This is a genomic window from Sodalis sp. RH22, from assembly GCF_047324165.1.
GTDB lineage: Bacteria > Pseudomonadota > Gammaproteobacteria > Enterobacterales > Enterobacteriaceae > Acerihabitans.
This window is the reverse complement of record NZ_CP178731.1, coordinates 2,763,267-2,775,310: the sequence shown is the minus strand read 5'-3', so window position 1 is coordinate 2,775,310 and position 12,044 is coordinate 2,763,267. Positions and strand designations below refer to the sequence as shown.

Genomic DNA, 12,044 nt, shown 5'->3' with positions numbered 1-12,044 from the left:
TCCCCAACGTGGGGAAAAAAACAGGCCGCTATAAATAACAGATGACGTTGAGGTTGGCAATTATTCCTGACGCCTACTTGACAAGAGTGTGAAGAAAGGCGTATCTGGCGGGCGGTTAAACTAAGGAAAAACGGGATGATTTATCCTTTTTTTCCAGAAAAGCCGCCTACGAAATAAATAACGGTAAAGCATTTTTCAGCACAATACCGTCCGGGGATAACTGCGCGCCATAGCAAAATACTTCCACGCCATGTTGCTGCGCCTGCAATACTAAATCGGCATAATGGGGGTCGATGTGCCGGGCGGGCGCCACCCGGGTGATTCCGGAGTGCAACACCGCAAAAAACAGTACGGCACGGTGACCCATTTCTGCCATTGCTTGTAGTTCTCGTAAATGTTTTTGTCCGCGTATCGTTACCGCATCGGGAAAATACCCCCACTCCTGTTGCAGTAATGTGACGGATTTCACCTCAATATAGCAGTTTGCGCGATTTTCCGCTGCTAATAACCAATCAATCCGACTATTTTCTACGCCATAACGCACTTCGGCAGTAAGTGTAGTATAGCCCGACAATTCGGGAACGGCGTCGGCGCGCACCGCCTCCGCCAGCAGGGCGTTAGCGCGCAGAGTATTCACTCCTATCCATTGACCACCGGCGGTTTCAGTTAGTTCCCAGCTATGCGGATATTGACGTTTACGGTTGTCCGAAGTCGAATACCACACTGTATCCCCGGGCACGGCGCAGCCGGTCATGGCGCCGGTGTTGGCGCAATGGATAGTCAGCTCCTCGCCCTCCGGGGTGACCACATCCGCCAGGAAACGTTTATAGCGCCGCACCAGGCGGGCGGATTTTAATTCTGGACTGAATCGCATGACATTTCCGTATAAGAGTTTTGCCGTCTCCCCCTCTCGCCAGGTCAGGCGAGCGGCCAGCTATCGAGCAGCATATAGCGGGCGCGCCCGTTGTCAAATAGCGAGGCGTACAGGCCGAAACTCCCGACCGCCATTTCCCATCCCGGCGTGCCGGACGGCAGCGCCACCGCCTGATGTGCCTGGCGCAGCAGCGTGACATGGGGATGGTACGGCAGCGGGCTTTGATAGCAGCCGTTGCGGGCCGCCTGCGCGCGCAGCCACTGCGCCAACTGCAATAACCCGCGCGGCGCGCGCTTCATGCCGAGCCACACCACGCCGGAGCCGGGCCAGTGTCCGCAATCGTCCAGGGTCAGGGTAAAGGGCTTTTGTTGCAATCTCATGGCGGCGGCGCGCAAGGCCTGTTCTTTGCCGGCGCCCACCTCGCCCAGGAACGCCAGGGTGATATGCAGGTTGGCCGCCGCCACCGGCCTGCCGGCCTCATAGGGAAAACGGGCGGCGCGCCAGTCGATAACCGCCTGGCGGACGCTATCGGGCAGGGCAATGGCAAAAAACAGGCGACGGGTGGAGGTCATGGCGGTCCCGGCTGGTGTCGTGGATGATTGACCGTTTCCCCTGGCCGGCCTGGTCGCCGATACCAGGGAAACGCGGCGAAGATTCTGTTCTTCAATCAAGCGATGCTACAATGCCCGGCCCAGAATGTTAATCTTTAACGGAGATGTCGTGACGTTATTACCGGTCGCCGCCGTAGTCGATGAGTTGCTGCAAGCGTTGCAAGGCGCCGCGCAGGTTCTGCTGCACGCGCCCACCGGCGCCGGCAAATCCACCTGGCTGCCGCTGGAAATCCTGCGGCGCGCCGGCCTGCCGGGGCGTATCCTGATGCTGGAGCCCCGGCGGCTGGCCGCCAAAAACGTGGCGCTGCGCCTGGCCGAACAACTGGACGAAACGCCCGGTCAGACCGTCGGCTACCGTATGCGCGCTGAAAGCCGCGTGGGGCCGCATACCCGGCTGGAGGTGGTGACCGAAGGCATCCTGACGCGCATGTTGCAGCAGGATCCGGAGCTGTCCGGCGTCGCCCTGGTTATCCTGGATGAATTCCATGAACGCAGCCTGCAGGCCGATCTGGCGCTGGCGCTGCTGCTGGATGTGCAGCAGGGACTGCGCGCCGATCTGCGGCTGCTTATCATGTCCGCCACCCTGGATGACCGGCGCCTGCTGGCGCTTCTGCCCGCCGCGCCGGTTATCCGTTCCGTCGGCCGCAGTTTTCCGGTGGAGCGGGTTTTTCATCCGCTGCCCTCACAGTCCGTCCCCGTCCAGGCGATTGCCGCGGCGGTCAGCGAGATGCTGTCATCCCATACCGGCTCGCTGCTGTTGTTTTTACCCGGCGTGGGGGAGATCAACCGCGTGCAGGCTTTGCTGTCTCCCCGGATCGGGGCGGAGGTCGATCTTTGCCCGCTGTATGGCGCCCTGACCCTGGACGAACAGCAGCGGGCCATCCGGCCGGCCCCGGCGGGGCGGCGCAAGGTGGTGCTGGCCACCAATATCGCCGAGACCAGCCTGACGATCGAGGGCATTCGCCTGGTGGTGGACAGCGGGCTGGAGCGGGTCAGCGAATTCGATGCCAGAAACGGGCTCAGCCGCCTGGTCACCCAGCGCGTCAGCCAGGCGTCCATGGTGCAGCGCGCCGGCCGTGCCGGCCGCCTGTCCCCCGGCGTGTGCTGGCACCTCTTTAGTCAATCGCAGGCGGAACGCGCGCCGGAACACGGCCGGCCGGAAATCCTGCAAAGCGATCTCAGCGGTTTTTATCTCGAATTACTGCAATGGGGCTGTACCGACCTGCTGACGCTCTGCTGGCTCGACCTGCCGCCGGAACCCAGCCTGGCCGCGGCCCGCCGCACCCTGCGCCAGCTGGATGCCGTCGATGGGGCGGAACGCCTGACGTCCCTGGGGCGCAAAATGGCGCAAGCAGGCTGCGAACCGCGCCTGGCGGCCATGCTGTGCCATGCGCGCGACGATGACGATAGCCTGGCGACGGCCGCGCTGCTGGCGGCCATTATCGAGGAACCGCCGCGCGCGGGGTCGCCAGATATGCGCGATGCGCTCGCGCGCCCGCAGTCCCACTGGCTGCGACGCGCCAGGCAACTGGCCAAACGGCTGTCGCCCCGCTGGGGCCGGCCGGACGCGGCGCTGGCGCCCGCGCTGCTGGCCTGGGGATTTCGCGATCGCATCGCCCGCCGGCGCGACGCCACCGGCCGCTATCAACTGGCCAACGGCCTGGGGGCGGCGCTGGCTCCCGACGAGGCGCTGTCGGCGATTGAATGGCTGATCGTGCCGGGGCTGATGCAACTGGGGCAAAATGCCGACGCGGCCATCCGGCTGGCGCTGCCGGTGGATATCGCCGCGCTGGTGGCCGCCCGTCCCGACTGGCTGACGGTCACCACCGCCATGCGCTGGGATGAGGAAAAGGGCAGCCTGCGCGTGCTCAGGCGTGAACAGCTCGGACAATTGATGTTACGCGAGCAGCCGCAGGCCAGGCCTTCCGGCGAGGTGATGCAGCAGGCGCTGCTCAACTGGATTGGCGAGCAGGGCCTGTCGGTGCTCAACTGGGACGGCCCGGCGCAGCAGCTGCGCCAGCGCCTGCTGTGCGCCCGCGACTGGCTGCCGGAGGCGGACTGGCCTGTGGTGGACGACGACGCGCTGCTGGCGGCCCTGCCGCTATGGCTGCAGCCGTCCCTGCAGGGCGTGCATGACGTGCGCGCCCTGCGCCAGGTGAATCTCGGCGAGGCGTTATTGCGCCTGCTGGACTGGCGATTGCGTCAACGACTGGATACTGCGCTGCCCAGCCACTACACTGTGCCCACCGGCAGCCGGCTGCCGGTGCGTTACCAGCACGGCGAGCCGCCGGTGCTGGCCGTAAGGATGCAGGAAATGTTCGGCGAGCAGGCCAGTCCGCTGCTGGCCGAAGGCCGCGTGGCGCTGGTGCTGGAGTTGTTATCGCCCGCCGGGCATCCGTTGCAGATTACCCGCGATCTGGCGGCGTTCTGGCAGGGGGCCTACCGCGAGGTGCAAAAAGAAATGAAGGGGCGTTACCCCAAGCATGTCTGGCCGGATAATCCGGCCATTGCAGTACCCACCCGGCGCACCAAAAAGTATCAGCAGGGTTGATTTCAGAGGTTTCCTCTTCCGGATAAGATGGTGGAGGAACAGAGTAGGCGGGGAATCCGTCGGAAGTATGGAGAATCATAACGATGTCTGGGGATGATCGCGAACCTATTGGACGTCATGGAAGACCGTCCGGCCGTAAAGTGACAAATAAACCGCCAGTGCGACGTCACCGGGACGACGACTACGAAGAAAATGACGATGCTCAGGACGACTATGACGATCAAGAGGAATACGTAATGCCGCCGCGCAAGCCGCCTGCGAAAGGCAAAGCGCGCCCGCCGCGCAAAAGCGGCAAGCGGCGCCTGCTGGGATTGCTTATCAAGATTTTCCTGGTGGTGGTGATTTTACTGGTGATCTACGGCGTCTACCTGGATGCGCAGATCCGCAGCCGCATCGACGGCAAGGTCTGGCAACTGCCGGCGGCGGTCTATGGCCGCATGGTGAACCTGGAGCCGGGCATGCCCTACAGCAAAAGCGAGATGGTCAACCTGCTGGAAGGGATGCAGTACCGCCAGGTGACCCGCATAACCCGCCCGGGCGAATTCAGCGTGCGCGCCAACAGCATCGATATGCTGCGCCGTCCCTTTGATTTCCCCGACAGCAAGGAAGGGCAGATCCATGCGGTGCTGACGTTTGATCGCGATCATCTGCTGCAAATTCAAAACCAGGATACGCAGCGGAACTTCGGCTTTTTCCGCCTCGATCCGCGCCTGATCACCATGCTGCAATCGCCCAACGGCGAGCAGCGGTTGTTTGTGCCCCGCGCCGGATTCCCCGATCTGCTGGTGGATACCCTGATAGCCACCGAAGATCGTCATTTTTACCAGCATGACGGCATCAGCATCAGCTCCATCGGCCGCGCCTTCCTGGCGAATATTACCGCCGGGCGCGCGGTGCAGGGGGGCAGTACGCTGACCCAGCAGTTGGTCAAGAATTTGTTCCTGACCAATGAGCGTTCCCTGTGGCGCAAGATCAACGAAGCCTATATGGCCGTGATCCTCGATTACCGCTACAGCAAGGATCGCATCCTTGAGCTGTATCTGAACGAAGTCTACCTCGGCCAGAGCGGCAGCGAACAGATCCGCGGATTCCCGTTGGCAAGCCTCTATTATTTCGGCCGGCCGGTGGATGAACTCAGCCTGGATCAGCAGGCCATGCTGGTGGGCATGGTCAAGGGCGCATCGCTGTACAATCCCTGGCGTAATCCGCAAATGGCGCTGGAGCGGCGTAACCTGGTGCTGAAGCTGTTGCAAAACCAACAGGTTATCGACGCGGATTTGTATAATATGCTGAGCGCGCGTCCGCTGGGGGTGCAGCCGCGAGGCGGGGTGATTACGCCGCAGCCGGCCTTTATGCAAATGGTGCGTCAGGAGCTGCAGGCGAAGCTGGGCGACAAGATTAACGATTTGTCCGGCGTGAAAATATTCACCACCCTTGATCCGATTTCGCAGGACGCGGCGGAAAGAGCTGTGGAGGCCGGTGTGCCGGCCCTGCGCGCCGGGCGCGGCGTCAGCGACCTTGAGAGCGCTATGGTGGTGGTGGACCGCTTTAGCGGCGAAGTGCGCGCCATGGTCGGCGGTTCCCAGCCGCAATTCGCCGGATTTAACCGCGCCATGCAGGCGCGGCGTCCGGTAGGGTCGCTGGCAAAACCGGCCACCTACCTGACCGCGCTGAGCCAGCCGGATAAGTACCGCCTGAACACCTGGATCGCCGATGAGCCCATTTCACTCAAGCAGCCGAACGGGCAGCTGTGGGCGCCGAAAAACTACGATCGTCAATTTCGCGGCAAGGTGATGCTGGTAGACGCGCTGGCCAATTCGCTTAATGTGCCGACGGTCAACCTGGGGCTGGCGGTGGGCCTGCCGGATATCGTCGCCACCCTGCAAAAACTGGGCATACCGAAAGAGGTGATCAACCCGGTGCCGGCCATGCTGCTGGGGGCCATCAGCCTCACGCCGATGGAAGTGGCGCAGGAATACCAGACCATTGCCAGCGGCGGCAACCGTGCGCCGCTGTCGGCGGTGCGCTCGGTGATAAGCGAGGACGGCAAGGTGCTTTACCAGAGCTTCCCGCAGGCGGAGCGCGTGGTGCCGGCCCAGGCGGCGTATCTGACGTTATACGGTATGCAGCAGGTGGTGGCGCGCGGCACGTCGCGTTCGCTGGCGGTGAAATTCCCCAATTTCCATCTGGCCGGGAAAACCGGTACCACCAACGATTTGCGCGATAGCTGGTTTGCCGGCGTGGACGGTAAAGAGGTGACCATCAGCTGGGTAGGGCGCGACAACAACGGCCCGGCCAAGCTGACCGGCGCCAACGGCGCGCTGACGATTTACCGCCGCTATCTGGAAAACCAGCCGCCGCTGACGCTTAACGTGATACCGCCCGAGGAGATCAACCAGATGTCCATCGACTATGCCGGCAATTTCGTCTGCAACAGCGACAGCAGCATGCGCGTGATCCCGGTCTGGACCGACAGTCCGCAGGCGCTGTGCCAGGCCAGCCAGGCGGTGGCCCAGCAGCCGGCGCAAACGCCGCCTGACCAGCAGCAGTCGGGCCAGCAGCAGCCGCAACAGGAGCAGCAGGAAGGCAGCGACGGCGTCGCCGGCTGGATCAAGGATATGTTCGGCAAATAGCTCGCCACCCCGGCTTGCCGGGGTGGGTTTGTTGACCAGGCGAAGGAACGCCGGCGATAGGTATTCTGTCGCCGCGCGATGCCTGGCGGCGACCTGCGAGGAAAAATCAGTTGCGATGCTGCTAATTATTGAGGGAAACTGCTATTATTGCTTCTTTGAATAATTATCATTTGCTTTATTGGGCTTATGCAAGATATCGCCACACCTTTAGCCAACGCCGCCGCCGCCAGGAACGCTACTTTTGCCCTGGATCAGGTGAGTTTCTCGGTACCCGGACGGGTACTACTCCAGCCGCTGTCGTTCACTTTTCCCCAGGGCAAGGTCTGTGGCCTGATAGGTCATAACGGCTCTGGTAAATCCACCCTGCTGAAGATCCTGGGCCGTCATCATGAGGCCAGCGGCGGCGTGGCGCGCCTGAATGATAAACCGCTGGCGGACTGGGAAAGCAAGGCTTTCGCCCGGCAGGTGGCGTATCTGCCGCAGCAACTGCCGGCGGCGGAAGGCATGACGGTGCGCGAGCTGGTGGCCCTGGGGCGTTATCCCTGGCACGGCGCGCTCGGCCGCTTCGGCAGCGCCGATCGCCGGCATGTGGAGGACGCCATCGAGGTGGTCGGCCTGCCCTCACTTGCCCACCGTCTGGTGGACAGCCTTTCCGGCGGCGAGCGTCAGCGCGCCTGGCTGGCGATGACCCTGGCGCAGGACAGCCGCTGCCTGCTGCTGGATGAACCCACCTCGGCCCTGGATATCGCCCATCAGGTGGACGTACTGGCCTTGATTAAGCGCATGAGCCAGGAGCGCGGCCTGACGGTTATCGCGGTATTGCATGATATCAATATGGCGGCGCGCTACTGCGATTACCTGACGGCGCTGCGCGGCGGCGCTATGATTGCCCAGGGATCGCCGCTGGAGCTGATGCGCGGCGACGTGCTGGAAACCATTTACGGTATTCCTATGGGCATCCTGCCGCATCCGGGCGGCGGCGCGCCGGTGAGTTTCGTGTTTTAATGCGCCGGCGTGATCAGACCCTGGGACGTCTGCGCCCCCAGCGCGCGCCCGGCGCCATTGCGACGGATGAGAGTCCGGGTATTGACGGCGGCCGCCGACGGCTGCTGGCCGCCCTGCTGCTGTCGCCCTTGTGCTGCGGTCTCGCGTCCTGGGGGACCGCGGCCCGGGGTGCGACCGATCGGACGGCAATGGGCGGATCCGTCCCGTCGCTGCCCTATCAGCGCATTATCGCCCTTGAATGGCTGCCGGTGGAGCTGCTGTTCGCCCTCGGCGTTACGCCGCTGGCCGTCGCCGGCACCCGGGATTACCGCTTATGGGTACAGGAGCCGGTGCTTCCGGCCTCGATTGTCGATGTCGGCCAGCGCACCGAACCTAATTTCGAACTGATCACCGCCCTCAAGCCGGACTTGATCCTGTATTCCCAGGGCTACGGGCCGCGCCCGGAACAATTGCGCGCCATTGCCCCCGCCATGGGGTTTAGTTTCACCGACGGGCAGGGGCGGCCGCTGACCACCGCGCGCGCCGGGCTGCTGGCCCTGGCGCAGCGCCTGGACAGGATGCCCGCCGCCCTGGCCCATCTGGCGTCTTTCGACCGCGAACTGGCCGAAGCCTGGCCGCAGCTGGCGTCATATCGCCGCCAGCCCCTGCTGATATTTTCCCTGATGGACGATCGTCACGCCCTGATCATCGGCGGCACCAGTTTATTCGGCCAGGTCATGGACCAACTGGCGCTAGCCAACGTCTGGCAGGGAGAAAATAATTTCTGGGGCACGGCGGTGGTGGGAATTGAACAACTGGCGACGCTGCCCCTGGCGCGGGCCATATGCCTGGATCACGGCGACGCCGCGCTGACGGCGCGCGTGGCCGCCACGCCGCTGTGGCAGGCCATGCCGTTTGTGCGCCGGAATATGTTGCGCACCGTGCCGGCCATCTGGATTTATGGCGCCACCCTTGCGGCCCTGCGTTTTTGCCGCATGCTGCAGCAGATGGAAAAACAATGGTGAGGCCATGAACCGTCGTAGCGCGCTTTTCCCGTTTTGTCTGCTGACGCTGCTGGCCCTGGGCGCGCTGGCGCTCAGCGCCTATAACGCCCAGCAGGTGCTGCCGGGCCAGCTATGGGCCGGGGCGCTGTGGCGGCCCGATATGCTGGATATCCGCCAGGTTATCTTCCACTACAGCACCTTGCCGCGCCTGGCGGTAGCGCCGCTGGTGGGCGCCGGCCTGGCGCTGGCCGGCGTGCTGTTCCAGCAGGTGCTGCGCAATCCGCTGGCCGAACCCTCGACCCTGGGCGTCGCCAGCGGCGCGCAATTGGGGGTCACCGTCACCACGCTGTGGCTGCTGCCCGGCGGAGCGCTGACCCAGCAACTGGCGGCCCTGCTCGGCGCGCTGGTCATCGGCGCGTTGGTCTTCGGCGTGGCCTGGGGAAAACGCATGTCGCCCGTGACCCTGATCCTGGCGGGCCTGGTGCTGAGCCTGTACTGCAGCGCCGTTAACAGCCTGCTGGCCATCTTCCATTACCAGCAGCTGGAAAATCTGTTTTTATGGAGCAGCGGGGCGCTTAACCAGCAGGACTGGGGCCAGGTAAGGTTCCTGCTGCCGCGTCTGGGGCTGGGGCTGCTGCTGGCCCTGCTGCTGATTCGCCCCATGACCTTGCTGGGCGTGGACGACGCCGTGGCGCGCAATCTCGGCCTGGGGCTGTCAACCGCCCGGCTGGCGGCGTTGGTATTGGCTATCGTGCTCAGCGCGTTGTTGGTGAACGCGGTGGGCGTGGTGGGGTTTATCGGCCTGTTCGCGCCGCTGCTGGCGAAACTGCTCGGCGCCCGGCGCCTGCTGCCGCGCCTGCTGCTGGCGCCGCTTATCGGCGCGCTGCTGCTGTGGTTTACCGATCAGGTCATGGTCTGGCTGGCGCGCGCGTGGCGTGACGTGCCCACCGGCGCGGCCACCGCGCTGATTGGCGCGCCGATCCTGCTCTGGCTGCTGCCCCGGCTGCGCCATGCCGTGGCGCCGGCGCAGCCGGGGCATGACGACGCGCCCCGCCCGGAGCGCGCCAATCCCGCGCTGTGGGCCGCGGGCGGATTGGCGTTGCTGCTGGCGCTGTTGTGCGTGGCGCTGATGCTGGGCCGTAACAGCCTGGGATGGAACTGGGCCGGCGGCGACGAGCTGCTGCGCCTGCTGCCCTGGCGCTGGCCGCGTACGCTGGCGGCATTAAGCGCCGGCGTGATGCTGGCCGCCGCCGGCACCCTGATCCAGAAACTGACCGCCAATCCCATGGGCAGCCCGGAAGTACTGGGTATCAGCGCCGGCGCCGCGTCGGCGGTGGTGTTGATGATGTTTTGGCTGCCCGGCGATGTCTTTATTTGGTTATTGCCTGCGGGTAGCCTGGGCGCCGCGCTGACGTTGGCGGCCATTTTGCTGGTGGCGGGACGGCGGCATTTTTCCACCCAGCGCATGCTGCTGGCGGGCATAGCCCTGGGTACTGCGTTCACCACGCTGGTGACCCTGCTGCTGGCCAGCGGCGATCCCCGCCTCGGCGGCCTGCTGACCTGGATTTCCGGATCGACCTATGGCGTGCAGGCGCCGCAGGCGGTAACCAGCGCGGTGACGGCGCTGGTACTGTTGCTGCTGGCGCCCTGCTGCCGCCGCTGGCTTAACGTGCTGCCGCTGGGCGGCGCAACCGCCCGGGCCCTGGGCCTGCCGCTGGCACGCGCCAGGCTGGCTATCCTGTTGCTGGCGGCGGTGCTGACCGCCGGCGCCACGCTGACCGTCGGTCCCTTGAGTTTTATCGGTTTGATGGCGCCGCATATGGCGCGGATGCTCGGCTTTCGCCGGGCGATGCCGCAGCTGGTTATGGCTGCGCTGCTGGGCGCGATGCTGATGCTGCTGGCCGACTGGGCCGGGCGCATGGCGATGTTTCCCGACCAGATCCCGGCGGGCCTGCTGGCGACCTTTATCGGCGCGCCGTATTTTATCTTTCTGCTGCGCCGCCAGGGTCGCTGAAGGGACGGGGGCTTACAGCCGGGCAAAACTGCGGCGGGCGGCGCCGATGGTTTGCGTCAGATCCTCGTCGCTGTGCGCCAGCGACATAAAACCGGCTTCAAACGCCGACGGCGCCAGGTAGACCCCTTCCTCCAGCATCATATGGAAAAAGCGTTTAAACCGTTCCACATCGCAGGCCATGACATCCTGATAGCCGGTCACCGCGGGCGCGTCGGTAAAGAAGATGCCGAACATGCCGCCGACGTGGTTTACCACCAGGGGAATGTTTTCCGCCCGCGCCGCCTCCAGCAATCCCCGCGCCAGGCGATCGGTCAGATCGGTCAGCGCCGGATAAATGCCGGGACGTGAAATCTCGGTCAGGCAGGCATAGCCCGCGGCCATGGCAATCGGATTGCCCGATAGCGTGCCGGCCTGGTAAACCGGGCCGGTGGGCGCCAGCGCCTGCATCACCTCGCGCCGCCCGCCAAACGCCCCCACCGGCATGCCGCCGCCGATGATTTTGCCCAGGCAGGTCAGGTCCGGCACCACGCCGTAATAGGACTGGGCGCCCGCCAGGGCCACCCGAAAACCGGTCATGACCTCGTCGATAATCAGCAGCGCGCCGAATTCATCGCACAGGGCGCGCAGGCCGGGCAGGAACGCCGGCAGCGGCGGCACGCAGTTCATATTGCCGGCCACCGGCTCGACGATAATGCAGGCGATCTCGCGCGGATAGAGTTCAAATACCTGCCGCACCGAATCCAGATCGTTAAAGGCGCAGGTGAGGGTGTGTTTGGCGAAATCGGCCGGCACGCCGGGAGAACTGGGCTGGCCGAGGGTCAGCGCGCCGGAGCCGGCCTTGACCAGCAGGCCGTCGGCATGGCCGTGATAACAGCCTTCGAATTTGATGATTTTATCGCGGCCGGTATAGCCGCGCGCCAGGCGAATGGCGCTCATGGTGGCCTCGGTGCCGGAGTTCACCATGCGCACCATATCCATGGACGGCACCAGTTCGGTCACCAGGGCGGCCATTTTCACCTCGATTTCGGTGGGCGCGCCGAAGCTCAGGCCGCGCCCGGCCGCCTCGATAACCGCCTCGCGTATCGCCGGATGGTTATGGCCCAATACCATCGGCCCCCAGGAACCGACATAATCGATATAGTCCTTTCCGTCCACATCATACAGCCTGGCGCCGTCCGCCCGCGCGATGAACAGCGGCGTGCCGCCGACGCCGTTAAACGCGCGCACCGGTGAATTAACCCCGCCGGGGATAAGCTTTTGCGCCTGGGCGTACAGATTTTCGGAATGGCTCATGAAACGGCTCCTGAAGAAAGAATAAAACGTTAACCCCGATAGTGTAATAAACTGGCAGGCAATAAGACATCTTTGTTGGG

At 64.2% G+C, this 12,044-nt stretch carries 8 protein-coding genes; 5 read left to right on the top strand and 3 right to left on the bottom strand.

What is annotated here, in order from left to right; all coding sequences use genetic code 11:
* Positions 1 to 166: 166 nt before the first annotated feature.
* Together sfsA and thpR are read right to left on the bottom strand one after the other, a co-directional pair.
* Positions 167 to 874 carry a DNA/RNA nuclease SfsA gene (gene sfsA, locus ACL2XN_RS12725; protein ID WP_410016380.1) on the bottom strand — a complete coding sequence of 236 codons (708 nt, stop codon included), beginning with the start codon at positions 872 to 874 and terminating at the stop codon, positions 167 to 169.
* Between the two features lie 44 nt (positions 875 to 918).
* The gene (gene thpR, locus ACL2XN_RS12720; protein ID WP_413730922.1) at positions 919 to 1,446 is read right to left on the bottom strand and encodes an RNA 2',3'-cyclic phosphodiesterase; all 528 of its coding nucleotides are present in this window, start codon (positions 1,444 to 1,446) and stop codon (positions 919 to 921) included.
* Between the two features lie 124 nt (positions 1,447 to 1,570).
* On the opposite strand from thpR, the gene hrpB reads away from it, so the two are divergent.
* From hrpB to fhuB, 5 genes are all read left to right on the top strand, one after another.
* Positions 1,571 to 4,036 carry an ATP-dependent helicase HrpB gene (hrpB, locus tag ACL2XN_RS12715; RefSeq protein ID WP_413730921.1) on the top strand — a complete coding sequence of 822 codons (2,466 nt, stop codon included), beginning with the start codon at positions 1,571 to 1,573 and terminating at the stop codon, positions 4,034 to 4,036.
* Positions 4,037 to 4,119: 83 nt separating this feature from the next.
* The gene (gene mrcB / locus ACL2XN_RS12710) at positions 4,120 to 6,669 is read left to right on the top strand and encodes a bifunctional glycosyl transferase/transpeptidase (RefSeq protein WP_413730920.1); all 2,550 of its coding nucleotides are present in this window, start codon (positions 4,120 to 4,122) and stop codon (positions 6,667 to 6,669) included.
* Between the two features lie 186 nt (positions 6,670 to 6,855).
* Entirely contained in the window at positions 6,856 to 7,674 is an 819-nt protein-coding gene (gene fhuC / locus ACL2XN_RS12705) for a Fe3+-hydroxamate ABC transporter ATP-binding protein FhuC (RefSeq protein WP_413730919.1), read from the top strand.
* A complete protein-coding gene (fhuD, locus tag ACL2XN_RS12700) occupies positions 7,674 to 8,678 on the top strand; it encodes a Fe(3+)-hydroxamate ABC transporter substrate-binding protein FhuD (protein ID WP_410016375.1) in 1,005 nt (334 codons plus the stop codon). Before fhuC ends, fhuD begins: the two co-directional genes overlap by 1 nt.
* 4 nt (positions 8,679 to 8,682) lie before the next feature.
* A complete protein-coding gene (gene fhuB / locus ACL2XN_RS12695) occupies positions 8,683 to 10,671 on the top strand; it encodes a Fe(3+)-hydroxamate ABC transporter permease FhuB (RefSeq protein WP_413722159.1) in 1,989 nt (662 codons plus the stop codon).
* 12 nt (positions 10,672 to 10,683) lie between these two features.
* Here the strand turns inward: fhuB and hemL are convergent, their stop codons facing one another.
* Positions 10,684 to 11,964 (bottom strand): glutamate-1-semialdehyde 2,1-aminomutase, encoded by a 1,281-nt coding sequence (gene hemL / locus ACL2XN_RS12690; protein ID WP_413722160.1) that lies wholly within the window; start codon positions 11,962 to 11,964, stop codon positions 10,684 to 10,686.
* Between the last annotated feature and the right edge of the window lie 80 nt (positions 11,965 to 12,044).